At 47.6% G+C, this 25,177-nt stretch carries 27 protein-coding genes and 1 pseudogene; 5 read left to right on the forward strand and 23 right to left on the reverse strand.

Going from position 1 to position 25,177, the window contains the following annotated elements:
- Nucleotides 1-31: 31 nt before the first annotated feature.
- The 7 genes from NE473_RS06655 to NE473_RS06685 form a co-directional block, all read right to left on the reverse strand.
- Complete coding sequence (locus tag NE473_RS06655) at nt 32-736, reverse strand: CpsD/CapB family tyrosine-protein kinase (protein WP_022030775.1); 705 nt, start codon at nt 734-736, stop codon at nt 32-34.
- A gap of 12 nt (nt 737-748) precedes the next feature.
- Entirely contained in the window at nt 749-1,501 is a 753-nt protein-coding gene (locus NE473_RS06660; protein WP_242866254.1) for a YveK family protein, read from the reverse strand.
- Nucleotides 1,489-2,241 (reverse strand): CpsB/CapC family capsule biosynthesis tyrosine phosphatase, encoded by a 753-nt coding sequence (locus NE473_RS06665; protein ID WP_256265187.1) that lies wholly within the window; start codon nt 2,239-2,241, stop codon nt 1,489-1,491. The genes NE473_RS06660 and NE473_RS06665 overlap by 13 nt, the downstream gene beginning before the upstream one ends.
- A gap of 22 nt (nt 2,242-2,263) precedes the next feature.
- On the reverse strand, nt 2,264-3,730 hold the full coding sequence (locus NE473_RS06670; protein WP_055652082.1) for a hypothetical protein: 1,467 nt from the start codon (nt 3,728-3,730) through the stop codon (nt 2,264-2,266).
- Nucleotides 3,731-4,669, reverse strand: coding sequence for an N-acetylmuramoyl-L-alanine amidase family protein (locus NE473_RS06675; RefSeq protein ID WP_055652083.1), 939 nt, complete (start codon nt 4,667-4,669; stop codon nt 3,731-3,733). It abuts the gene before it with no gap.
- Nucleotides 4,670-4,698: 29 nt separating this feature from the next.
- On the reverse strand, nt 4,699-6,129 hold the full coding sequence (locus NE473_RS06680) for a sugar transferase (protein WP_055652084.1): 1,431 nt from the start codon (nt 6,127-6,129) through the stop codon (nt 4,699-4,701).
- 409 nt (nt 6,130-6,538) lie between these two features.
- Complete coding sequence (locus NE473_RS06685) at nt 6,539-7,384, reverse strand: tyrosine-type recombinase/integrase (RefSeq protein WP_055652085.1); 846 nt, start codon at nt 7,382-7,384, stop codon at nt 6,539-6,541.
- Between the two features lie 494 nt (nt 7,385-7,878).
- On the opposite strand from NE473_RS06685, the gene NE473_RS06690 reads away from it, so the two are divergent.
- Entirely contained in the window at nt 7,879-8,094 is a 216-nt protein-coding gene (locus tag NE473_RS06690; protein ID WP_022030768.1) for a hypothetical protein, read from the forward strand.
- 549 nt (nt 8,095-8,643) lie between these two features.
- On the opposite strand, the gene purD is transcribed toward NE473_RS06690, so the two are convergent.
- The 4 genes from purD to purE are packed head-to-tail and all read right to left on the reverse strand — an operon-like array spanning nt 8,644 to nt 12,105.
- Nucleotides 8,644-9,918 carry a phosphoribosylamine--glycine ligase gene (gene purD, locus NE473_RS06695; RefSeq protein ID WP_022031994.1) on the reverse strand — a complete coding sequence of 425 codons (1,275 nt, stop codon included), beginning with the start codon at nt 9,916-9,918 and terminating at the stop codon, nt 8,644-8,646.
- A gap of 19 nt (nt 9,919-9,937) precedes the next feature.
- Complete coding sequence (gene purN, locus NE473_RS06700) at nt 9,938-10,525, reverse strand: phosphoribosylglycinamide formyltransferase (RefSeq protein WP_006777536.1); 588 nt, start codon at nt 10,523-10,525, stop codon at nt 9,938-9,940.
- On the reverse strand, nt 10,519-11,544 hold the full coding sequence (purM, locus tag NE473_RS06705; RefSeq protein WP_022031995.1) for a phosphoribosylformylglycinamidine cyclo-ligase: 1,026 nt from the start codon (nt 11,542-11,544) through the stop codon (nt 10,519-10,521). The genes purN and purM overlap by 7 nt, the downstream gene beginning before the upstream one ends.
- 42 nt (nt 11,545-11,586) lie before the next feature.
- Entirely contained in the window at nt 11,587-12,105 is a 519-nt protein-coding gene (purE, locus tag NE473_RS06710; RefSeq protein WP_022031996.1) for a 5-(carboxyamino)imidazole ribonucleotide mutase, read from the reverse strand.
- Between the two features lie 364 nt (nt 12,106-12,469).
- Here purE and NE473_RS06715 point away from each other — a divergent pair, with 364 nt between their 5' ends.
- Complete coding sequence (locus tag NE473_RS06715; protein ID WP_002600271.1) at nt 12,470-12,667, forward strand: helix-turn-helix transcriptional regulator; 198 nt, start codon at nt 12,470-12,472, stop codon at nt 12,665-12,667.
- 4 nt (nt 12,668-12,671) lie between these two features.
- Nucleotides 12,672-13,160: a hypothetical protein gene (locus NE473_RS06720; RefSeq protein ID WP_006772052.1), complete on the forward strand. Its 489-nt coding sequence runs from the start codon at nt 12,672-12,674 to the stop codon at nt 13,158-13,160.
- A gap of 142 nt (nt 13,161-13,302) precedes the next feature.
- On the opposite strand, the gene NE473_RS06725 is transcribed toward NE473_RS06720, so the two are convergent.
- The 8 genes from NE473_RS06725 to pyrF are packed head-to-tail and all read right to left on the reverse strand — an operon-like array spanning nt 13,303 to nt 19,702.
- Nucleotides 13,303-15,438 (reverse strand): aminopeptidase, encoded by a 2,136-nt coding sequence (locus tag NE473_RS06725; RefSeq protein WP_055652087.1) that lies wholly within the window; start codon nt 15,436-15,438, stop codon nt 13,303-13,305.
- 2 nt (nt 15,439-15,440) lie between these two features.
- Complete coding sequence (locus NE473_RS06730; RefSeq protein ID WP_242866255.1) at nt 15,441-15,761, reverse strand: DUF6142 family protein; 321 nt, start codon at nt 15,759-15,761, stop codon at nt 15,441-15,443.
- Complete coding sequence (locus tag NE473_RS06735; protein ID WP_006772056.1) at nt 15,730-16,221, reverse strand: VanZ family protein; 492 nt, start codon at nt 16,219-16,221, stop codon at nt 15,730-15,732. The genes NE473_RS06730 and NE473_RS06735 overlap by 32 nt, the downstream gene beginning before the upstream one ends.
- Nucleotides 16,222-16,232: 11 nt before the next feature.
- Nucleotides 16,233-16,382: a hypothetical protein gene (locus NE473_RS06740; RefSeq protein ID WP_002600276.1), complete on the reverse strand. Its 150-nt coding sequence runs from the start codon at nt 16,380-16,382 to the stop codon at nt 16,233-16,235.
- 12 nt (nt 16,383-16,394) lie between these two features.
- On the reverse strand, nt 16,395-17,069 hold the full coding sequence (gene pyrE, locus NE473_RS06745; RefSeq protein WP_022032000.1) for an orotate phosphoribosyltransferase: 675 nt from the start codon (nt 17,067-17,069) through the stop codon (nt 16,395-16,397).
- Between the two features lie 28 nt (nt 17,070-17,097).
- The gene (locus tag NE473_RS06750) at nt 17,098-18,000 is read right to left on the reverse strand and encodes a dihydroorotate dehydrogenase (RefSeq protein ID WP_055652089.1); all 903 of its coding nucleotides are present in this window, start codon (nt 17,998-18,000) and stop codon (nt 17,098-17,100) included.
- Nucleotides 18,000-18,776, reverse strand: coding sequence for a dihydroorotate dehydrogenase electron transfer subunit (locus NE473_RS06755; RefSeq protein ID WP_055652090.1), 777 nt, complete (start codon nt 18,774-18,776; stop codon nt 18,000-18,002). Before NE473_RS06755 ends, NE473_RS06750 begins: the two co-directional genes overlap by 1 nt.
- 8 nt (nt 18,777-18,784) lie before the next feature.
- Nucleotides 18,785-19,702, reverse strand: a complete 918-nt coding sequence (pyrF, locus tag NE473_RS06760; RefSeq protein WP_055652091.1) for an orotidine-5'-phosphate decarboxylase — start codon at nt 19,700-19,702, stop codon at nt 18,785-18,787.
- A 238-nt stretch (nt 19,703-19,940) separates the two neighbouring features.
- Between pyrF and NE473_RS06765 the strand changes: the two genes are divergently transcribed.
- Complete coding sequence (locus tag NE473_RS06765) at nt 19,941-20,354, forward strand: Hsp20/alpha crystallin family protein (RefSeq protein WP_022032004.1); 414 nt, start codon at nt 19,941-19,943, stop codon at nt 20,352-20,354.
- 194 nt (nt 20,355-20,548) lie between these two features.
- Here the strand turns inward: NE473_RS06765 and NE473_RS06770 are convergent, their stop codons facing one another.
- A complete protein-coding gene (locus NE473_RS06770) occupies nt 20,549-21,313 on the reverse strand; it encodes a nitroreductase family protein (RefSeq protein WP_022032005.1) in 765 nt (254 codons plus the stop codon).
- A gap of 19 nt (nt 21,314-21,332) precedes the next feature.
- A complete protein-coding gene (pepF, locus tag NE473_RS06775; RefSeq protein WP_055652092.1) occupies nt 21,333-23,114 on the reverse strand; it encodes an oligoendopeptidase F in 1,782 nt (593 codons plus the stop codon).
- A 243-nt stretch (nt 23,115-23,357) separates the two neighbouring features.
- Between pepF and NE473_RS06780 the strand changes: the two genes are divergently transcribed.
- Nucleotides 23,358-24,119 carry a GNAT family N-acetyltransferase gene (locus NE473_RS06780; protein ID WP_055652093.1) on the forward strand — a complete coding sequence of 254 codons (762 nt, stop codon included), beginning with the start codon at nt 23,358-23,360 and terminating at the stop codon, nt 24,117-24,119.
- Between the two features lie 47 nt (nt 24,120-24,166).
- On the opposite strand, the pseudogene NE473_RS06785 reads toward NE473_RS06780, so the two are convergent.
- Both NE473_RS06785 and NE473_RS06790 read right to left on the reverse strand, forming a co-directional pair.
- Nucleotides 24,167-24,301: pseudogene (locus NE473_RS06785) on the reverse strand (N-acetyltransferase); the annotation flags it as partial.
- A 97-nt stretch (nt 24,302-24,398) separates the two neighbouring features.
- Complete coding sequence (locus tag NE473_RS06790; protein ID WP_006772076.1) at nt 24,399-25,127, reverse strand: YebC/PmpR family DNA-binding transcriptional regulator; 729 nt, start codon at nt 25,125-25,127, stop codon at nt 24,399-24,401.
- Nucleotides 25,128-25,177 lie beyond the last annotated feature (50 nt).

Genomic DNA, 25,177 nt, shown 5'->3' on the forward strand with positions numbered 1-25,177 from the left:
TGTACTCTACTCTTTCCTCTGAATTCGTCATTTAATAGTATCCTGCATATTTATTGTAATAATTTCCGTACTTTTCATAGTAGTAACTGCCTTTTTCCGGATTGACTTTATTAAGCACTACACCGAGAATTCTGATTCCTGTCTTTTCCAGCTGCTGCCTGGCCCTTCTGACCCATCGGCTGCTGATCCTGTCCGCCTCCACAACAAGAACCGCGCCATCACAGTATTTGGATACAATGGCTGCATCAATTACATTACCCAGGGGAGGCGTATCGACAATGATATAATCAAAAGAATATTTTGACTTGTCTTTTAAATCCGCCATCAGCTGGCGGCACACGTCATTGTCCAGAAGCTCAGATGCGTTTGGCGCATAGGGGCCGGAAAAAATAATTGAGAGATTTTCCTTTGAAGTTTTATATATAATCTCGTTCGGTTCGATCTGCCCGCTCAACGCCTGGGACAGTCCATTGATTTTCTTTGACAGATTCAGCTTATGGACCAGCACAGATTTACGGATATCCGTGTCAATAAAGAGAATCTTCTTTCCCGCTTCGGCTAAGGATACCGCCAGCTGAAACGCTGTGCTGGTTTTCCCTTCATTGGGCGCGGTGGAGGTAAACATTATCATGGTAAACGCGGCGCTTAAAAATCCGATATTGGTGCGCAGCGTCTTGATCTCTTCCCGGTACTGCCGGTTAAACTGGCCGATATGGTCTAACTCAATACATTCCATCTACGTTTCTCCTCATCTGCTCTTTTTCCGTTTTCGCTGCTTTGTCGTGTGATTCTCGGGACAGGCTGGCAGAACTGCCAGGACAGGAAGTTCCAGACACTGTTCCACGTCCTCCTCTGTCTTTATGGAGTCATCCATGAGCGTGACGGCTGCCAAAACTGCACTCACGAAAAACAGGGCAAATATCCCGCCAAGAACCGCATTGTTTTTTACATTGGGCTTTGTACTGTAGGCCGCCACTTCTCCGCTCTCTACAATCTTGGGCGGATCCATTTCCATTATTTCAGAGATATAGGTGGCGGAACATTTCGCTACCTCATCAACAATTGATTTAGACATATAGGGATTCTCACTCTCCACAGTGATGGACAGGATTCTTGTATCCTTCGGATTGTCAATGCTTATCATTCTCTTTAATGACGCATATCCCATGTCCAACCCAAGATTCTTAATCACCTGTTCCATCACGGTGCGGCTCCTGATCAATACCTTGTAATCCTGAGTCAGCTGGGTTCCTATCTCAAAATCCGCCAGTGAAGAAATTGTCGTTTCTTTCGAGAGCACATAAACCATCGAGGCGGAAGTGTACGTCGGTTCAATGAAAATTTTAGAATACACTCCTGCTGCTGCGCCTCCGATTAACAGGGACAGAAGCAGCAGCCACCATTTCTTTTTAAATGCCAGAAACACCTGCTTTAAGTCAACTTCTACCCCTTCTTCCTCCATACTCTGACTGATTTTATCGTTATTCATCATTTTCTCCATTTCGTATCTCTATCCTGTGTTCTGTCCATTAAAATCCTTTCAGGATTGCTGTAAAGGATTTTGTATGCAAGCTCTCTGTCACAGTGTTTTTTTATCCACTTAACCGCCCTGGTCATCTCCGGCGGCCGCTTTTTGCAGTCATGCGCATCGGTCGCTATCAAATGAATGTACCCCTCTTTCACCAGCGTACGGTACCATCTCCCATCCGCCTCCGGAAAGATGGAGTTAAAGCAGTCTGTATTAATCTGAAAGGTAAGTCCCGCTCTCGTAAGCTCTTCTATGTAATCAATCCTTCTTGACAGACAGCCATATCGCTCTGCATGGGCTAAAACCGGGCAGTAACCGGCAAACACCAATTCAGATACGGCTTTAAAAAGCTTTTTATACCAGACGTTTACAGGGAATTCCACCAGTACGTACCTGCTCCGGGCAATGCTTAATACCTTTCCGCTGTGTAGCTCCTCGATCGAATCTGGTGTGTACCAGACCTCATTTCCGCAGAAAAACTGCATATCCATGATTCCTTCTGCCTGTACGCCGGCTTTTACCTCCTCCAGCCTGGTCCTTACAGCCTCACTTCCTGCCGGCGCCTGTCCGTAAGAATCGTGAGGAGTAAAAACAACGGTTCGGATTCCTTCATGGCGAGCAATCTTAAGAGCTGCCATTGTCTCCGTCATATTCTCTGCCCCATCGTCCAGACCAGGAAGAAGGTGACAATGCAGATCATAGAAACCTTCCATTTGTATTCTGCCTTTCTTTTCCTTATTTACTTCTCTTCATATACCGGGCTGCTTCCAGTATTCCCATGGATATGCAGCCGGCCATCCCTCCTGTCACCATACCGAGCAGTGCCAGATTCTGCAGATAAAGACAGGTAAATTCATCGGATGCTGCCGGCTTACCCGCTAACGTGCCGAATCTTATCCACAGCCACAGCGATGCTGATGCCAGAAGCAGCAGAAGCGCTGAGCATACAAGGCTATATGCACAGGTTCTTATTCCCCGGTACTTTCTGGAGCGGGAAAGTATAAGCAGGCCATTAGTAAGTAACAGAATCACTGCTACGGGAAGTGATACACTCCTGATAAAACCATTGAAACGTCCGGTCTCCTGGAGCCACCACATTACCCCATCCCACACCAGCAAGTTCTCATATCTTCGTTTTAAGCAGGCTGTCACAATCGATGCCGCCTCCTCGCCCTTTTTCTCCCTCACCGCTCCTTCGACCCCATTTAACAGAACACTGTAATCAGAAGTTGAATTTTTCTGATTCAAGGCGTCAATGGTCTGCCGCCGCGCCTGGATCATGACTTTTCCGTACAGCGTTTCATCTTCCTCGGACAGCTGGGGGATATCAGCCAATAAGGCAATTTCCTCTATATCAGCCTGTACAGCCATATAAATATTTTCGTAGAAATGCGTTTTGCCCAATAACTTTACGGCTGAGTCCTTCTGCATGCCCGCTAAAAAAGCTGCCGGGATTCCCATGATTACGATCCAGCAAAAAGAAGATACCGCAAACAGGAACCTCTTCATACGTTTAGAAAGCTGAAACCTCCTGTGTTTCCTCCAAAGCCCTGCCCCTGCCGTTAAAAGCGACAGCAGCAAAAAAACGCACACTGCAAAAATAATAATTTCCATACCTGCATATGGAATACTCCACCACTTTCCATAATTCTGTTCCTGCTGAATAACAGGCTTTTTCAGCAGGAGATATGTCTCTCTCATCGTTTCAGAATATCGCCTATAAACGGGCCATACTGCCGCTTCCGTTTCCACAGGGTCCTGACCATCTAATTGAACCGGAGCAGCATGGCCCTCATATTCTGTTTCTGCAGATTGATTTGCCGCATTTCCTTTTTCAGGCGCCACCTTCGATTCTTTCGAATCCTGTTCGCTTCGGCCATCAATCAGTTCCAGATATCCCTCTGAAACACCTCTCCCAACATTCTCATACATTTTCTGTATGGCTGTCCGGCAGTCTGCTTCTCCCAGATCCACATCATCTCCGCTGAGATAAGCAATCAGGCTGTCAATATAATTCTGTTTTGCGCGATAAGTATGGCCTTCCCACTCAAAGGTCCCGCTGGCTGCCGCGACCACACTCTGTTCACCGGCATTCAGCCCGCCAGCGTGGCAGACATGGGGAAAAGCCAGGCTGAAGATTACAATTATCACTCCGGGAAAATAAAGTTTTATGTTCCGCTTTATCGCAGTTCCAATTCTCATCTATTCTACGCTGACGGTATACACCAGGTCTCCAGTCTGGGTTCTTCCCGATACGGTACCAGAGAAAGATACCGTTACCGTATATGTCCCCTTTGTAAACGAGAACTTATCAGAGCCTTTAAAGCCCAGTGTTCTGGCTGCACCAATTAAGTCGTACGTTTCTCCGTCGTAGAGAACCGCGCTCGTTCCCTTCCCTGCGATGACAGTTCTCGTCACATAAGGGGAGGATACAAATGCCCGAAACGTCTGATCCGCCCAGTCCAAACCTGACAGAAGTGTGTTTTCACTCTCTGGTATTACGGTTATATTCATACCTGAAATTTCGGCGGAACGGACAGACGGGTTGTCGGAACTCTTATTTACCGCGTCTCTAACACTCTGCCTCACAAAATCTGCAATTCTTACTTCTTCCTCCGATGAATCATCTGACACGGTATTCTCCACTTTATTACCTCCGCTCTCCCATCGGCTGGATACGAATGGCCGGGCACCTGTTGTACCGTTTTCCGTAAAGTTATAGATAACTCCTCCAATTTCCTTCTGACCTACGAAAAGAGAACCGCTGTCCTCCAGGAAATAGACATTGCCGTTAACCTCCACCAGGCCTCTCTGCATAGCGCCGGAATACGCCAGAAAATACCATTTTCCATCAGAATCCTGATGCCACCCCGTCTTCATGTCTCCAGTTTCAGGATTTAAATAATACCAGTTTTTATCCGAATCCTGAAACCATCCAGTCTCCATAATCCCCTGATCGTTGAAGTGATACCACCTTCCTGATGCATCCTGAAACCATCTGCCCTTCAGATACTCATTCGCTTCGTTGGCATACTTCCAGCCTGACTCTGTCTGCTGCCAACCGGCAGCATAAGTGGTTCCTGCCATCAGCACAGAAAATAATGCCGCTGCTAACCATACCTTTCCATCTCCTGTTTTCATCGTTTTCCTCCTGTCTTACCGTAACTGAACTACATTGCTCCATTCCTTCCGAATACGGCACCTACCGTTCGAAACAGAATTTTTATATCCAGTTTAAAATTCCAATCCAGAATGTACTGCCTGTCCAGATTTACAACAGTTTCAAAATCTGTGATATCACTCCGCCCGCTCACCTGCCATAATCCGGTAACTCCTGGCTTGACGGCAAGTCTTGCCCGATGGCGCAGCTCGTACTTTTCCCATTCATCGACCGTGGGAGGGCGGGTTCCAACCAGACTCATGTCTCCCTTGAGAACGTTCCACATCTGCGGCCATTCATCCAGGGAATACTTACGCATCAAACCGCCAATACCTTTTTCTCCTCCGATAATGCGGGGATCATGGTCGATTTTGAACATTCTTCCATCACTGACCCGGTTCCTGTCCATAAGCTCTTTCTTCCGCTCCTCCGCATCCATATACATACTGCGAAACTTATACATTTTGAATTTCTTTCCGTTCTCACCAACCCTTACCTGAGAAAAAAACACAGGCCCTGGTGATTGTAAATAGATGCAGGGAGCCAAAAAAAGATATAGAATTCCTGTAATCAGGCAGCCTGTCACGCCTCCCACCACATCCAAAGCCCTCTTTAACGCCATTTGTCCGGAACCGGCCATATTCATGCTGCTCGTCAGAACGGTAAATCCTCCAAGGCGTTCCACACTGTGCTTACGTCCCGCCTCGCTTCCCCACTGATACAGTTTCGTATGGATCGTAACTCCCATCTCGCTGAATCCCTCTATAATTTCAGGCGGTGCCTGAGTAGAAGGAGGCAGATCGACAAACACTGCATCCACCCATTCCCGGCATACATATTCCACCACAGAGCCCGCATCCGCTACCACCGGCACATTTCCAAGCTTTTTATTATTAAAACCAGATTCCAGCACTGCAATTCCCGTCAGCAGAAAACCTTCATAGAAATTACGTTCTATCTGCTTCTGCACCACACCGATCATTTCCGATGTAGTCAAGATAAGCAGAGAGCGACAGCCATTTCCATTTTTTCTCCACCTTTTCAGTAACTTTTTCCAGATATTCCGGCCTGCACAGGTCAGACAAAAATAAGCGAACCCGGTAAAAACAAAGAGCAGTCTGGAATAGTTCCCGCCATTTTGCGTAATAAACAGATAAAATGCTGCCGCCAGAAAAACGAGGCATGTGTGTCTGCCAGCCGCAAGGATCTCAGAAAAACTGTTTCTCTTTAAAACATTTTTAAAGCTTTCACAAAAAAAAGTGATTACTACCTGAATCATGGGAAAAATAATTGCCATATTCCGATTAATCTGTATATCATATGGAAGCCTTCCCTCCTGCCAGATCAGGCAGCCAAACAGATAGGCTATCTGCAGACTTAAGCAGTCTATAACCATAAAATCCAGATGTTTCAGCCAGCCTTTTCTTTTTTTCTCATACATAATCCCGCCATCTTTCTCTTTCGTAAGTTTTATTCCTGCATTTTCCTTTTTCGCCTGACCTTTTTATTTTGTATTTTTACAACATAATATACATTATGTTGTAAACGCAACAACAGGACAAACCGCTTAAAGACAGTGTTTTTAGCACATGTCCTCAATTGCTGTTTTGTCCTGTTTCATTCTAAGTCTTATGCAATTTTACTTTTTTTACCATCTGCCAGGTAATATAGGAATCCTGATAAATTAATACCATAATTCTTGACAGAGATTCTTTTTCGTTGTATATTCTATTTACGACATAATGTATATTATGTATTAACGCATTGATGATTTCTCTTGACAATCGTTCTTTCGGGTTGTATACTTGTTACAACATAATGTATATTATGTTGTATTTTTTTGTTTATTTTTATAGAATCAATTCCATTGCATTCATTTGCCTCTCGTATTCTTTGCTGCTGGTCGTTGTATAGATTCTTGTTGTTTCTATGTTGCTGTGGCCTAATATATCTGCCAGCCTTACTATATCCTTCTGTTTTTTGTAATAAGTCCTGGCAAACAAATGGCGCATATTATGAGGAAATACTTTCCGGGAATCGATCCCTGCTTTTTGACACAGCCGGTTCATCTCTCCCCATATATTACTGCGGTTCACAGGCGCGCCCGTCCTGGTAACAAAAATACAGCCGCTTTTAATCTGATAGCTCTCGCTATAACAGCTTAACTTTACCGCCAGTTTACGCGGAATCAGAATCACCCGTTCCTTACCCTTGCAGTTAACCTCCGCATACCCATTTAAAACCGCATCAACGGTAATATTGTGAAGCTCGCCAATTCGAATTCCCGTACTGCATATTGTTTCCATAATAAGCGCCAGACGTTCCTTGTTTTCCTTCCTTGCCTCTTCTACCAGACGGAGATATTCATCACGGCTCAATTCCTTATTCCGATCACAAAACACCTTCTTCTGTATCTTCAAAAGCTTTACATGACAGTCCATCCTTCCTTTATAAGACAGATAGTTGTTGAGAGCAGCCAGCATAGAATTGACACTGGACGGACGATACTGATTCGCCAGTTCCTTTTTATATTTCATGACCAGTTCTTTGGATATCGGTTCCGAGCTGTCCTGCAGCACCTGTTTCCCTGCAAAGCAAAAATATTTCCGGACATCACGGAGATATTTTTCAATTGTTGCGCTGCTCTTTTCTTCGTACAGCAGATAGTCTTCATACTTCTTCAGCTCTTCTTCCATATAATAGTTCTCCTTTTACTTTTTCCTACTATCATATCCTAATTGGAGAAAAATATTATAATACTGTCTGCTGCCGTTTTTATTTTCTTCTGCTGCACCCTGTAATATCCGCAAAATGGATCAATCTCTTGTGGTGTACATCTTATCAAGAAGGACTATATAAAGCCACGTTTTCATCTCGTTGCATTCTTACTTGTTAATCAGATTATGCAGGTTCTTACGATCGCTTTTCATGTCATAGAGCTCATCGAATGTCATAATATGTTGTGCTCAAGCTTTTTGTAACAGTTATGGGAAATAAAATTATGTTTCAACTGTCCCACAAACAGCATCTTATCGTTCTTATAGAAAGCACTGATTTCCAGGTGAGTGCCGGAAAAGGGATTTTTGCCCGCAATGACGAAAATAACTGTTACTGCGGTAATGAGAATTATTAACTTGGTTATGGGATTTCTCTAAATGACACCGCGAAGCAGACTCTGGAACGTCTTCGTATGCAGGGCAAGGCTTCCATCTTAGTTACAGCAAACGGTGTGTGCGTCGGCGTGATTGCCCTGTCTGATGTAATCCGCCCCGCTGCTGAAGAAATGATCCATAAACTAACCGCCATGCTGTTTTTAGAACTCTATTTTAATCATACACGTATTTCTCTGGAAGAAATGTACGAGGAAGCCATGTTCCGTTCTCGCGGAAGGGAGTCTTCTGCATGACTATCCTAACTCATTTCCATGTGGTATACTCTTTCTTAAAGGAGGGTAGACACATGAACCAAAACACAGAGAGACAACGTAAAAAATATATGGATCATCCACCGGAAGAAATGACATCCGAGGACATTCGCCACACGAGCGAGGATGCACTTCTGAATATGGATTATTTTTTTCAAACGCACTGTTATCTAACATACGTTTGGAGAACATACGTTTCTTTTTACTGTTCAGAAAATCGGAATTTCCTATAAAGTAAAAAGCAGGCAATTTCTAAAAAATCACCTGCTGGCCAATAAATAAACTAAGTTTTGCCGGTTATCACCACTTTCCAAAACTTTTTGGTTATCACATTTCCTATTTAAACACAGCAAAACCCCGGTTCAAAATCCTCGAACCGGGGTATGTCATCCATACTTTGCCATTTTCAGCCTCATAAAACACAGCCGAAAAAAGCATGATTTTATCCCATTTTCAGTCTCAAAACCACTATATCTTGTGGTTTTACTCTTCTTTTTCTCCAAATACTACAAGTGTCATCCAAATGACTGACTAGACCTCATCAATCGCCTTCCCAATATCATCTCTCATATACTTATTCCCAAATGTAATCCACTCCGTCGCCCGATACGCATTTTCCCGCGCCTGCTTTAAATTCTCGCCTTTCGCGGTTACGCCCAGCACACGTCCGCCGTTGGTCACGACCCGGCCTTCCCCGTCAAACTTTGTTCCGGCATGGAATACATAGTATCCGTCACGCCCCTTAAAATTCTCGAATCCGCTGATCGGATATCCTTTTTCGTAGTGCTCCGGATACCCGTCGGAAGCCAGCACAACGCAGACTGCCGCGTTATCCTCAAACTCCAGCTGAATCTGATCCAGCGTGCCGTCCACACAGGCCTCGAACACTTCCAAAATATCATTCTTCATACGCGGCAGTACGACCTGCGTCTCCGGATCGCCGAATCTCGCATTGTATTCCAGAACCTTCGGTCCCTTCTCGGTGAGCATCAGCCCAAAGAAGATGATTCCCTTAAACGGTCTTCCCTCCGCCTTCATCGCGTCTACCGTCGCCTGATATACGTATTTCCGGCAGAAGGCGTCAACCTCCTCTGTATAGAACGGGCTGGGCGAAAAGGTTCCCATACCGCCGGTATTTAACCCCTGATCTCCGTTTTTCGCCCGCTTGTGATCCTGCGCCGAGGTCATGATCTTTATCGTATCTCCATCCACAAAAGACAGCACGGAGACTTCTCGCCCGGTCATAAACTCCTCAACCACAATGCGGTCGCCGGCGGAGCCGAACTGCTTATCCAGCATCAGTGTCCTGACGCCTTCCCTTGCCTCTTCCCTCGTATTACAGATCAGAACGCCCTTTCCGAGAGCAAGACCATCCGCTTTCAGTACGATGGGCATCTCGGCCGTTTCCAGATACTGAAGCGCCGCCTCCGGAGTATCAAAGGTCTCATAGCCCGCCGTCGGAATATGGTATTTCTTCATCAGGTCCTTGGAAAATGCCTTGGATCCCTCGAGAATCGCCGCGTTCTTTCTGGGTCCGAATACGCGAAGCCCTTCCTTCTCAAATACATCCACGATGCCGCCTACCAGCGGATCATCCATACCAATCACAGTTAAATCTATCTGATTTTCCTTCGCAAACGCCGCCAGCTTATCGAATTCCATGGCGCCGATCGGCACACATTCCGCATATTCAGCGATACCGGCATTGCCCGGAGCGCAGTAAATCTTATCTGCCTTCGGACTCCCTGCCACCTTCCACGCGATCGCGTGCTCTCTCCCGCCGCTTCCAACAATCAGTACTTTCATCATCCGCCTCCTGAACTTCTTATGAGTTTGCAATCATCTGAATAGCCTGAGGCAGAATCACCCACTCCGCCTCTTCCATCACACGTCTCTGAAGAATCTCCGGCGTATCTCCGTCCTTCACTTCAACTGCCTTCTGTAAAAGAATCGGGCCGCTGTCCACTCCCTCGTCCACGTAGTGCACCGTGGCTCCGGTCACCTTCACCCCACGCTTTAAGGCCGCCTCGTGAACCTTTAAGCCGTAGTAGCCCACTCCGCAAAAAGACGGAATCAGGGAAGGATGAATATTAATGATGCGATTCTTATATTTTCTGGTCATCGCCTCCGGGATCGTTACAAGGAACCCGGCCAGCACAATCAGATCGAGATGGTACTCGTCCACCTTTGACAGAAATGCCTCGTTAAATTCCTCCCTGGTTCCGAACTCCTTCGGAGAGATGGCCGCAGTCTCGATTCCATGGTTCTTCGCCCGCTCCAGCGCGTAAGCACTGCGGTTATTGCTGATCACCACTTCCACGCTCACATTGGTAAGACTCCCGTCGTCCAGCCGGTCTAATATGGCCTGGAGATTCGTTCCGCCGCCGGATACCAGAATGCCGACTCTCAGCATAAGGTCACTCCCTTTTCTCCTGCTTCCACGCTGCCAATCACATATGGAGTCTCACCAGCCTCACGGATCGCCTCCATCGCGGTATCCACCGCAGACGGATCAACCGCCAGAACCATACCGATCCCCATGTTATACGTATTGTACATCATTTCTTCTTCGATGCTGCCTTTTTCAGCCAGAAGCTTAAAGATTGCCGGAATCTCATAGCTGTCCTTTTTAATGACTGCTCTGACACCGTCCGGAAGCATGCGCGGAATGTTCTCATAGAAACCACCGCCGGTCACATGGCTGCAGGCCTTGATCGTAACTCCGCTGTCCTTCACACTCTTTAAAGCCTTCACATATATTTTCGTCGGAGCGATCAGGGTCTCTCCTAAGGTTCCCCCCAGCTCATCGTAATACGTATCCAGACTCTCCTTCGTCATCTCGAATACCTTGCGCACAAGAGAAAAACCGTTGCTGTGTACACCGGAGGAAGCCATGCCGATCAGCACATCGCCGGCCTTTAAGTCTTTTCCTGTAATCAGATTCTTTTCATCTACAACACCAACCGCAAAACCGGCCAGATCATACTCATCCTCCGGATAAAAGCCCGGCATCTCCGCTGTCTCTCCGCCAATTAAGGCCGCACCGGCCTGTTTGCAGCCATCCGCCACGCCGCCAACGATATCCGCAATCTTCTCCGGAAAATTCTTTCCGCAGGCAATGTAATCCAGGAAGAATAAAGGTTCTCCTCCTGCACAGGCAATATCATTGACACACATGGCAACACAGTCGATACCTACCGTATTATGCTGATCCATAAGAAATGCAAGCTTTAGCTTCGTTCCTACGCCATCAGTTCCGGAAACCAGAGTCGGTTTCTCCATCTCCTTAAATGCGCTCATGGAAAATGCTCCCGAAAAGCCGCCGATCCCGCCTAATACCTCCGGTCTCATGGTTCCCTTTACGTGTTCCTTCATTAACTCTACTGACTTATATCCAGCTTCAATATCCACACCGGCATTCTTGTAATCCATTTCTTTTCCTCCTTGTCATGAGCACGCAACGCACTCCACGGCTTATTTCTTCATCTGTGCCAGATACTCTTTGTATCCGATCTGATCCAGCTTCTCCGCTTTCTTTACCACATCATTCTTCAAATTCTCGGAATACTCCTTTAATCTGCCGAGCAGCGCCTCATCAGACGCAGCCAGGATCTTCGCCGCGAGAATTCCCGCGTTCGTTCCTCCATTAATCGCAACCGTGGCAACCGGTATGCCGGACGGCATCTGTACGATGGAATAGAGAGAGTCCACACCGCCGAGATCGGAAGTCTTCATCGGAATTCCGATGACCGGCATCGGGAAAAGCGCCGCGCACATGCCCGGAAGATGGGCCGCCTTACCAGCTCCCGCGATCATCACCTTCACACCTCTCGCTTCCGCTGTCTTGGCATACTCAAAGAATATATCAGGCTCCCTGTGAGCCGAAATAACAGTTATTTCAAAATCAACACCCAGTTTCTCAAGAACGTCTGCAGCCTGCGCCATAACAGGCATATCGGAATCACTGCCCATAACAATAGCTACCTTTGCCATAGTAAATCTCCTTTCATTATTAACGGTTATGCTTTTCATTAGTTATATTAATATATAAAGCTTATAAATCAGTCTTTACTTATAATTATAATACTAGCTTTTTATGCTCCCGTCAATAATTTTCTTAAAAATACCCGTATATTCAATAATGTAAAACTTCCTTTACAAAAATTGTAAAATACACTTTACAAACAATGTAAAGCGTGCTATACTAAAAATGTAAAGGAAACATTACTTTTAACAACAAACCCCCGCAGACACAGAGCCTGGCTCATTACCTTTATATGGGCCGCCAGAGAAACACTCAGGCGTGTCCGTCTGGCTCGCTGCCTGCGGGAATAAAAGAAAGGGAAGTGTTGTGTAAGTGAAGACAAGAATACAGGAGTTGAGAAAACAATCGCGGATCACACAGGAAGAACTGGCGGATGCTCTGGGCGTAACGAGGCAGACCATCATATCCCTGGAAAACGGCAAGTATAACGCCTCTCTCCAGCTGGCCCACAAGATCGCCGTATATTTTCACATGAACATTGAAGAAATATTCTTATTCGAGGAGGAATAAAACCATGCTGCTGAACAATTTATTTATTGACAGTCCCATTAACTTTGAGAAGAAATGCAAGACCAGAATCACTGCCAGCTGCTTTCTCATGGCGCTGGGTGTGATCACCATCGCCCTTTCCTTCCTGGCAGGCGATCAGATTCCCGTCCTGTACATGGCCGCCGACCACTATGATTTCATTCCGGGCTTCTATATGGGAACCGGGTTCGGTCTGTTCTTCGCCGCAGCCGCAACGATCATTAAAAATGTCCGCTATTTAAAGAAGCCTGAGATAAGAAAAGAACGGGAAATCTACGAAACTGATGAGAGGAACCGTATGCTGGGACTTCGCAGCTGGGCTTACGCCGGATATACCATGCTGCTCCTGCTCTATATCGGCATCCTGATCAGCGGATTCATCAGCATTCTCATCCTTAAGACACTGCTGATCATTCTGGCAGTCTACGTGGTAGTCCTGTTCGTATTTCGAATGATTCTGCAGAAAACAATGTAATCATACACTTCTTCAGCTCAGCTTAAGCGCTTAATTTAAGCGTTCAGTTTAAGAGCTCGATGCAATCAGAAAACAAAAAAGAAAACAGAATGTGCCGCCCCGTATCACCTTCCCGGCACATTCTGTTTTTCTATTCTGCTTCTTATTTATTATCCGGCTTTCCCTGTTCCTTATCCAGCGGGACATTCAGCTCCCCGACACCAGGAAGCACAAACCGCCCGTCAGCGATGATCGAAATCCTGCTGCCATCCGCTCTCACCGCATCGATCGTATCCAGTTCCGAATAAGGGATCGTGATATCCGTATGGCAGCTGAAATATGCCTTCGACAAATCTTCCTTCCTCAGAATGGAAATCTCATTGTCTCTTGCAATGATTTCCTTGCCGTTCGGATTATACACGGCGCTGTCCTCGGCCCAGCTGTAGCACGTATCGCCAACCGCAAAATGCGGTCCCATCTTCTCCACGATCAGAATCGGAAGCTTGTCGAGAATCCCATACCGTTCGGCCATGGCGTACGCCGTCGTATTGGTTCCGATGGCAAACTCGCCCATGGGAAGCGTGTCGTGGTTCTTCAGTATCATCTGTTTTACCAGCGCCCTGCCCTCGTTTGGATCTTCAAAATTATCGCAGGAATACGCTTTGATCATTCCTTCCTCAAATGTCATGGAGAGATTCTTAAACTGAAAATCACCGATATACACGGTTCCCACAAACAGCGTTCCCTGCGTACCGCATAGCTTCGGGGACGTAAATACCTCGCCCAGCGGAATGTTGACATCCGCCACACAGTTTTCAAAATTCGTCTCTTTTTCCCTGTCTCCCAGTTCATGCAGGCTCACGCGCAAATCGGTCCGGTTGTCTCCCTTTCCCTTCACTTCCACGTATTCCGCCTCATCCAGTGCATCGATGATCGTCTGCTGAATCGTCTTATACTTTTCATAGTCCAGCGTGTTGATCGCGATAGTCTCCTCGAATATCTTTTTGAAACGCTCACCGGCACTCTCTGCGTCCCATTCACCGTGACTGCCGCGGCCGATCTCCGGCACCGGGAATGCGATGATCGTAAAGCTTGTTTCATCACCGGGAATATACTCATTGGTAATCACCGCTGCCTCATTGGCTGCCTTTGCACTCAGCTTCTCCTGTCTGCCATCCAGACGGTTTGCCTCCTTCTTATTAACAGGCTGGAAGCCCTCCTGCCCAAAGGTCTCAATTACAGCCGGCCCCGCATAGGCTGCGGCCTCTTTTTTATACTGCTCATAGGCCACCCGCAGAACGGAAGCCTTCCTGTCGGTAAACGCCTTGTTTAAATAAATCGCCTCGTCGTAGCGGTGATCGTACTCATACTGACGGTTGGCAGGCGTGCCGTAATAGCCCACCTTCCTTCCTGCCTTCTGATTCACAGACCACACCGCGGAGCGGGAAAGAATCGTATCCAGCCCCATCTCACGGAAATTCCGGATTGCCGCCTTCACCATGCGCTCAAAGCCCAGCTCATACCGGATCTGCACCGCGCTCTTTTTCGACAGATCGCGTCCCATCACTTCAAAGCCCTTCCGGTAGCCCTCCGTGTACGTATCCGCCATAAGCTGCACCGTCTCCTCCGGAAGCGAATTCATAAACTGTGCCACCAGCAGCTCGGACTCGGAGATATAATCGCCAAACCGGTATAAATACCGCAGGTCGTTTAAATCGCTGTCCATGATGATATCCTTTGCAAAGGTCAGAGCAGGATCCACCCCTTCTCTGATGCGGTAAGTCACCGTATAATCGCAGTAATCGCTGACAAACCAATAGAGCACATCCTTTACACGGGCGGCTGTAGGCACTGTCTCCTCGAACATATTATAGATCTCAATCACTGTCTCATTTAAAATAGTGATATCCGTCAGCCTGTTCTCCGCAGCAAAAAGAATCCCGCCCCGGATTTCCTTATAGAGATAGGAAAAAAGCTGTCCATACTCCTCTCCCAGAGCAGAGACTGCATACTGTGGATTTCCATAGCTGGTTTCGTAGTTCTGAGGGAGAATGTCCTCATAGAGCCTGTGATTCCAGGCTTTCAGTTCTTCCAGAGAGGCATTCTCCAGCAGTCCGCCTTCCAGCTGCTCGCGATACGCTCCGATCATTCCAATAAATGACGCCATCTTCCGGAAATAAGAGCGGTACGGTTCTTCCACCGTCTCCTCACTCTCTATGGCCTGAAGCCGTTCCATGGAAAGCTGGAACCGCTCCATCACGCTCTCATTTTCTTCTTTGAATCTGTCACAATACTTCATCGTCATCCTCCAAATCCAATGATAATCAGAACCGTCCATATGATAATCAGAAGGCCGCTGACAGCCATCCCTATCTTGGACAGTATGTACTTTTTCTCCTTTTCCAAAAAAGAAAGCGCTCCATAAATCAGGGAAACAATGGCAATTAAAAAGCTGCAGAAACAAACCGCCGCCACATTCAGCTCTGCGTTCCCTGCCGTCATGACCGAGCTTGCCACACCGATGACCGCGAGAATCAATGCGGCGGCGGCAAGCCCGATGGCCATAAAGCTTCTCCTTGCAAATGGTTTCCTAATATAGGATACTTTTTTCTGCTGCTGCACGCCGCTTCCTCCTCACTCGTATCGTCTGTACAATTTTGTAGAACACAAAGCCGAGTAATCCGCCAAGGGTGTTGAGAATCATATCGTCCACGTCGAAGCTGCCCACCTTCCATATCAGCTGCACCGTCTCGATACAGAGGCTGAACAGAAAACTTAACAGCACGGTGTTATACCAGTGACGGCTCCTGCGGCTGATGACCGGAAGAAAAAATCCAAATGGCATAAATCCAACAACATTGCCCACAATATTCAGCAAAAACGACCGGATTCCTACCACGTGCCAGTACACAATAAAACGCCTGATCTCCTTGAACGGCACCAGATTATAGGCGTACTCCTCCTGCAGATGGCTTCCCCGTCCAAAGTCCTCGGAGAAGAACAGGAAGTACGCCAAAAAAATCAGGTAAACGATGAAAATCACCCAACCCAGCTTCTGTCGTTTTGTTGTATTTTTTATCATAAATGCCCCATTTAAAACGTAATCTCGGATTTTCTCTTAAGCAGAACAGCACCATTGATGATAGACATGATGCCGACACTTAAGCCTGCCACTGTAATAATAATGCCGATTACAATATTAAGCGCGCCTGCATTTCTCATGGTCTTATAAACTCTCTCCATATTCAGCTCTCCTTACTTTACGCCGTAGATTTCGTAATAGGCGTCAATCGCCGCCTTTAAAGTATCATCAATCATAATCTTTCCGTTATATTCTTTATTATACAGATATTCGATAACTTCTGCCATGGTAACGATGGCTTTTGCATGGAAACCATACTTTTCATGAATCTCGTCGAGAGCACTCTTATCCCCTTTTCCCTTTTCCATACGGTTTAAGGAAACCATCAGACCGAGAATCGTCACATCTCCCTGAGCCTTGATAATCGGAAATGTCTCTTCAATCGACTTGCCGGATGTGGTCACATCCTCGATAATCACCACGCGGTCACCGTCCTGAATCGGACTGCCCAGAAGAATTCCTGCGTCTCCGTGGTCCTTTGCTTCCTTCCGGTTCGAACAGTATCTGATCTCTTTCCCATATAATTCATGGTAAGCGATGGTGGTCGCCACGCTTAACGGAATTCCCTTGTATGCCGGTCCAAACAGCACATCAAACTCGTCCCCGAAATTATCATGGATGGCTTTCGCATAATACTCACCCAGCTTCTTAAGCTGTGCTCCTGTCACATAGGCTCCTGCATTCATAAAAAATGGAGACTTTCTTCCGCTCTTTAACGTAAAATCTCCAAACTTCAGCACGTTGCTGTCTACCATAAACTCTATAAATTCCTGCTTATACTGTTCCATCTTATCGTCCCTCCTGAAATCGGGCTTCTTACCGAACGGCTCCGACTAACTCATTGATATCTTCTATGTTGTACTTCTTCATATAATTTTCGATTCCGCTTACAACCTCAGCTGTAGCATATGGGTTATGGAAGTTGGCCGTTCCCACGGAAACTGCCGTGGCTCCCGCCAGAATAAACTCCAGCGCATCCTCTGCATTCATAATGCCGCCCATGCCGATGATGGGAATCTTCACGGCGTTCGCCGCCTGATACACCATGCGGACCGCAACCGGCTTCACTGCCGGGCCGGATAATCCGCCCGTCTTATTGGCCACTGCAAAGGTTCTGCGGTTTATATCGATCTTCATGCCTGTCAGCGTATTGATCAGAGAGATCACATCGGCGCCGCCCGCCTCTGCCGCCTTCGCCATGACGGTGATATCCGTTACATTGGGGCTCAGCTTCATGATAACCGGCTGCTTCGCATGTTTCTTTACCTCTCTGGTGATGGCCTCCACTGCTTTCGGATCCTGTCCGAAGGCGATGCCGCCTTCCTTCACATTGGGGCACGAAATATTGATTTCCAGCATATCCACCGGTTCATCCCCGAGGCGTTCCACCACTTCCACATAATCCTCCGTGGTTCTGCCGCAGACATTAACGATAATCTTCGTGTCATACTGCCTTAAAAACGGAATATCCCGCTTTGAAAATACTTCAATTCCCGGATTCTGCAGACCGATCGCATTGATCATGCCGCCGTACGTCTCCGCGATTCTGGGCGTCGGATTGCCGGGCCACGGCACATTGGCCACCCCCTTGGTCACAACCGCTCCTAAACCGTTTAAATCCACCATCTCACCGTATTCTGCTCCGGACCCAAAGGTACCGGATGCCGTCATGACCGGATTTTTCAGTTCCACACCGGCTAAGTTCACCTTCATATTCATCAGAGTTCCACCTCCTCTGCCCGAAATACCGGCCCGTCTTTACAGATTCTTGCATTGTGAACATGAGAATGTTCATCCACGTTCTTTGTTTTGCAGACACAGGCCAGACACGCTCCGATTCCGCATGCCATCTTCTCCTCAAGAGACAGAAAACAGGTGATGTTCTCTGAAGCGGCAAATTCTTTTAACGCGCGCAGCATCGGCGTAGGGCCGCATGCAAAGATTACATCCGCCTTTAACCCGTGTTCTCTGATCGCGTCAATGACATTGCCCTTTGTACCGGCGCTGCCGTCTTCTGTTGCAAGAACCACATCCCCGTAAGGAGCAAATTCCTCATTTAGAAACAGAACGTCGCGATATCCTAAAATCACTTCTTTTTTACAGCGTAGCTGCTTCGCCAGTTCCAGCATGGGAGGAATTCCGATTCCTCCGCCGATCAAAAAAGCGGTCTTTCCTTCTGCAGCTTCCTCCAGCGGGAATCCATTGCCGAGAGGTCCCATGATATCGACGGGATCGCCCGCCTGGTAACGGGAAAATTCTTCCGTTCCCGCTCCAACGGTCCTGTATACGATCCGCAGCATACCGGTTTCTTTACTCGTCTCACAGATGCTGATCGGGCGCGGAAGCAGTTTTGCTCCGTCCTTTGTATACACAGAAATAAACTGTCCCGGCTTTGCCTGGGCAGCCATCTCCTCCTCCCGGATCCACATGCTGTACACATCTTCTGTCAGCCTTTCCTGACGGTCCACAAAGGCTGTTACTTTTCTCTGAGCCATGATTCCTCCTACAGTACGCTGTTGATATCGGAAACCATATCGATGACCGCCTGTCTGGAGGCTTCACCGAAATGCTCTGCGCCAAACTTCGCGTATTTCTCCTGCTTATATGCGGCGATGATGCCTCTGGAGGAGTTGACGATTGCACCGAGTCCGTCTTCATTGAAACAGTACTTAAGGTCTTCAGCCGTTCCGCCCTGCGCACCGTATCCCGGTACCAGGAAGTACGTATTCGGCATCAGTTTTCTTAAGATCCGGCTCATCTCCGGATAGGTTGCTCCCACTACGGCTCCGACGTTGCTGTAAGCGCCGTCCATACAGTCCGCGCCCCATTCCACTACCTTGTCTGCTACCAGCTCGTACAGCGGCCTTCCGCCGATCAGCTGATCCTGGAATTCACCGCTGGAAGGATTGGAGGTCTTTACCAGTACGAAGAGTCCTCTGTCCTCCTCTTTGCACACATCGACAAACGGCTTCACTCCATCCGTGCCGAGATACGGATTGACAGTCAGAAAATCGGTGCCAAAGCCGGTCAGAATGCTGCCGCCCACTTTCACATGGCCGATATGTGCCGTAGCATACGCGGCGGAGGTAGAACCGATATCCCCTCTCTTCGCATCGCCAATCACGAGAAGTCCCTTCTCCTGACAGTAATCAACCGTTCTCTTATATATCTTAAGCCCTTCGATGCCGAACTGCTCATACATGGCGATCTGCGGCTTAACTGATGGAATAATGTCACAGACTTGATCCACGATTTCTTTATTAAACTGCCAGATCGCCTCTGCGGCACCTTCCAGCGTCTCACCAAACTCATCGAATGCCTTTCTCGTCACATGCTCCGGTATATATCCAAGCATCGGATCCAGTCCAACACAGATGGGGGCCTTTGTTTCTTGAATCTTCTGAATCAACTGATTAATCATAGTCTCCTCCTTCGTTCCTCACATTTTCTCTATTCTTACCAATTCTATCATAAGTAGGGGGCTGTTTCAAGCGTCTTTCTCGCCGTTACCCGCCGCATTTAAGCCGTGAAAATTCAATTGAAGAAAATTAGCACTCGCCTATTGACAGTGCTAACAATTTGTGTTATATTACACCTAGAACAAATCAAACAACAACACCGCATCAAACGCGGTGCAGATAAATAAGGAGGAAGAACCTATGTTATTATCCAGAAGAAATAATTTATTCGATGAATTTTTCAATGATCCATTTTTTAACGACTCTGTACAGAACAGAACAACGCTTATGAGAACTGATATTGAAGATGACGGAACCAATTATATCATTGACGTGGAACTTCCCGGATACAAGAAGGAGAACGTGCGTGCTGAATTAAAGGATGGCTATCTGACCATCTACGCCGAGGCGTCAGGCTCTTCCGAAGACAGTGAGAACAAAAACTTTATCCGCAAGGAACGCTACAGCGGCTCCTGCAAGAGAAGCTTCTATGTTGGTTCCCAGCTGCGCCAGGAAGATATTAAGGCGGCCTTCGACAATGGCATCTTAAAGCTGACCGTTCCGAAGGAAGCTCCGAAGCAGATCGAGGAAAACCACTACATCACCATCGAATAACACATATTCCCGCTTTCCTTACCGGGATCAACCATATTCTATGATACCAAAAAGAGGACAGCCCACCGGACCGGACCGCCTGCCGTTTCTGCAGACAGCGGAATTTCCGAAGGGGGCTGTCCCCTTTTTTATCTTCACGTTTCAATTTTTATCAGGGATTCCACCCCGGCCCGTGAGTTGGACACGGACACTCCTTATTCCAGCAGAAAAGCTGTCGCCACATAGGCACCGCTCTTATAAGACTTCTTTACCATCTGTTCTTCTACTTCGATCTTTAAATTCAGCCACAGTTCTTCCGCCGCGATGGACAGATGGGACAGCATGATTCCCATACTCAAATCCCTCATCGCCACCATGGTCTGGGAAGGAAGAAATTCCCTGCAGGAGAAAATATAGATTCTGTCGTGGTAAACGATAAAGCGCCACGGCTGCGTATTCATGGCCGAAGGTGCCAGCCGAACAGCCTTCAGGATATTCTTCAGCGGTTCGCCGATCTCATCCTTGAACACGCAGAGTTCTTTTAACGGAAGGCGTTTTGCCGTAGCCGGATCACGGTACAGCAGGGATCTGGGATATCCGAACGCCACGGCAACGGCCGTCTTCATCCCGGCAGGCTCCGGTCCGGGAATCCTGGTACTGCCTAAGTAGCACGTTCCCAGTCCCTTGCCGGTCATATACAGAAGAACAGGCTCCAGAACGTATCCTGCATTCATCATCCAGCCATCCTTCTCTTCCGAATAAAACACCAGATAATATGGTGCTTCCACCTTCCAGAGACCCTTTACAGGAAGATCCTTCCCTATATTTTCCTTAATCTCCATCTTTGTGGAAATCTCCGGGCAGAGTGTGGCCACACGGTCTGCAAACGCCAGGACATCCTTTATAAGCTGCTCCGGTACCGCTTCATATTTAAATTTTCGAATGGATCTTCTCTTGAAGATCATCTGATACAGATTCATCCCTGCTCCCCTCTTTTCACTACAGCGATTTAAACTCCTCCAGCAGTTCCTTAAATACGGCCAGCGCTTCCTTTACCGGCTGGCCGGTAGACATATCCACACCGCACAGCTTCAGGAGCTCGATCGGAGGCATGGAATTGCCGCCGCTTAAGAATTTGAAGTAGCCTTCCAGTGCCTGCTCATCACCAGCCAGAATCCTGCTGCTGATCGCCATGGCCGCCGAAAAGCCCGTTGCATACTGATAAACGTAAAACGGCGTATAGAAGTGAGGAATTCTCGCCCACTCATAATCAATCTCGCGGTCGACCACCATCTCCGGTCCGAAATATTTTTCATTAAGTTCATGATACAGCCTGCAGAGCAGCTCCGCCGTCAGCGGTTCTCCGGCCTCACTCCTTCTGTGAGTCTCAGCCTCAAACTCCGCAAACATGGTCTGACGGAACACCGTTCCACGGAAGCTCTCCATGAAATGGTTCAAAAGATACGCCCGCTCCTTCTTATCCTCCGTCACCGCCAGCAGGTAACGGTTCAGCAGCGCCTCATTACACGTAGACGCTACTTCCGCGACGAAAATCTTGTATCCCGCGTCCACATAGGGCAGCGCCTGATCGGAAAACCAGGAGTGCAGGGAGTGTCCCATCTCATGTGCCAGGGTGAAGACGCTGTCCAGTGTACCGCTGTAGTTGAGCAGCACATACGGATGCGTCCCGTAGACCCCCCAGGAGTACGCGCCGCTTCGCTTGCCTTCATTTTCATAGACATCGATCCAGCGGTGATCGAAGCCTTCCTGCAGAAGAGCCAGATACTTATCCCCCAGCGGGGCCAGGCCCTTTTTCACGGTTTCCTTTGCCTCTTCATAAGGAATCTTCCTGTCATCGTGTTCCACCATCGGCGTATATAAATCGTACATGTGTATCTCATCGAGTCCCAGCACCTTTTTTCTGACCGAGACGTATTCATGGAGAAGCGGCAGCCCCTCCTGAATCGCTTCCGTCAGATTGTCATAGACGCTTTCTGGTATCTCGTTTTCTGACAGATAATATGCCCGGCTGGAACCGTAATTTCTGGCTTTCGCATAAAAAGAAGCCTGCTTTACGTTTGCCGCGAACGTGGCCGCCAGTGTATTGGCAAACTGGCCGTAAACGCTGTACATCGACTGAAAAGCAGCTTTTCGCACCCGGCGGTCCCGGTTCTCCATCAGCGGAATATACGTACCATGGGTCACAGGAATTTCCTTCCCCTCACTGTCTGTGATAGACGGAAATTTCGCATCCGCATTATTAAACATGTTAAAAATATCGGAAGAACTCTGGGTCGCTTCCATGGATTTTGCAAGAAGCTCTTCCATACCTGCGGAGAGCGTATGGGCCTTCTTCTTCATAATGACCTCAAACGTCCGGCTGTACCGGTCCAGTTCTTTTACCGTACTCCGGAATCTGCCGAGAGCCTGTTCATCCATGGCCAGAATCTCCGGTACGATAAAAGATGAGAGTCCCGCCGCTTTATAGGAGAGCGCCTGGGCTCTTGCATAAAAATCCTGATACTTCGCTTTCGCCGTGTCTTCATCAGACTTCTCTCTTCCGTATACAAACAGTCTCTCAATCTTTAACGATATCTCTTCATCAAACTTCAAACACCGAAACAGCATCTCGCCCGATTCAGCCAGATGCCCTTCAAACTCCTCATAGCCGGCCAGCTCTCTCTCTGTTTCAAGAAACAGCGCTTCCCAGGCTTCGTCGGATGGCAGAATGTCCGCCAGGTTCCAGGTATCACAAACCGGTATCTCATCTCTCTTTTTCAAAATAATCCCTCCACTATATCCACTGGTTTTATTCTATCACCCATATTTCAAAGAAACAATCAGCAATATGGAAAATATTTGATTGAAATCACATGGTTTCTTGTACTATACTGTAGACACAGTACTGTGCTGCGTAATTCATGGTGAATAGAGTGCCTGATATCTGCGTCAGGTGCTCTATTCACTGTTAATTGCGCAGCGCAGTGCCGATAATTTCCTCCGAAAAACAAAAGGGAGAACGCCATGAAAATCATACGCACAGAGCATTTGGATCAACAGCAGCTGAAAGACTTACAGGCCCTTGAAACCGCATGCCGGTTACACGACCATACTTCACTTACCTTTCCCACAGAAGACGGATGTCTTTTCTTTCTATTATACGACGAAGAAACACTCTTATCCGCATTTTCTGCATTTTTTAACGAATTTGAGACATGCAGCTGCAGCGCATTCACACTCCCGTCCCACCGGGGCCGCGGTCATTTCTCCCTGCTGCTTGAAGAACTGTTAAAAGAGTCCGGCGAATGTGATCTTCTTTTCCTGGCTGATGACTCCTGCCCTGACACGAAAAAGACGCTGGACGCCCTCGAAGCGGAGTTTTTAAACCGGGAACACATGATGGAACTGCGCCTGCCCGCGCCGCAGTCCGGCAGTGAAAGCCACTCCGTAGAGTTCTCACCGGCGCTCTCAACTGACAGCGGAGATAAACGGTATGTGATCAGTGAAAACAGTAGGCCGGTCGGCTCTTTTCATCTTATATTCCAAAATGACACTGTTTACTTTTACGACTTCGAAATTCATGAGAAGCTTCGGAACCAGGGCATCGGAGGCCGTGCCGCCGCCGCGCTCATCGGTGAATTAAACCGCATGGCCAAAACAGAACCGGAATATTTTCCTTTCAGCCGTGTCATGCTGCAGGTTAGCGGAGACAACGGGCCGGCGCTTCAGCTGTATCGGAAACTGGGATTTGAATTTACGGAGACGCTGGCGTACTATCTGTATTAGTGTATGATTCCGGAGAAAGGACGGAAGGGAGGCTGCCGGCTTTCTTCTCACACTTCCCGAATCATACCATACTGCTTCAAATCAAAATGCTTCTCCATCACCCCAAACACCTTAAATCCAAATTGCCGGTAAAACGCCACATTCTTCTCGTTATGTGTTTCCAGTGAAATCATCTGCCTGTGGCGGTTGGTCTTCCTTCAATTTGCATTCGCCTTCTTTTTTATACAAAAAACCGGCTCAGAAAGTATTATTTTCTTAAGCCGGCTTCTCATTTTAATATTATTCATCCCAGTTGTGATAGGTGGCCTGAACGTCGTCATCCTCGTCCAGAAGGTCGAGAGTACGGTTCATCTTTTTAATCGATTCCTCATCGGTCAGTTCTACCCAAGTCTGCGGGATCATGGTTACGTCGGCCTCCACCATCGGAATTCCGGCCGCTTCCAGCGCTTCACGCACCGCACTGAAATCCTCCGGTGCCGTAATCACCTCGTAACTGTCCTCCTCCTCGGAGAAATCTTCGGCTCCCGCATCCAGAGCCATCATCATCAGTTCATCCGGGTCCATCTCACACTCTTCCTTATCGATGATGATCTGGCCCTTTTTATCGAACATATAAGATACACAGCCCGGCGTTCCTACGTTGCCGCCGCCTTTTGTAAAGGCGCTTCTCACATTGGCTGCCGTCCGGTTTTTGTTGTCGGTTAAGGTATCAACAATAATTGCTACTCCGTTTGGACCATATCCTTCATATGTAATGGTCTCATAATTCACAGCGTTCGCATCGCCGGCCGCCTTCTTAATTCCGCGGTCAATCGTATCGTTCGGCATATTGTTGGCTTTGGCTTTTGCAATGACATCGCGCAGCTTGCTGTTATTTGCAGGGTCCGGTCCGCCTTCTTTCACTGCTACTGCAATCTCTCTTCCGATTACGGTGAAAACTTTGCCTTTTGCAGCATCATTTCTCTCTTTTTTGTGTTTGATATTTGCGAACTTTGAATGTCCTGACATTATTTATAACACTCCTTTTCCTTTATCTTCTTCGTCCTAAAAACTCTAAA

The sequence above is a fragment of the Hungatella sp. SL.1.14 genome (assembly GCF_024460495.1).
In the GTDB taxonomy this organism is placed as follows: Bacteria; Bacillota; Clostridia; order Lachnospirales; family Lachnospiraceae; genus Hungatella; species Hungatella hathewayi.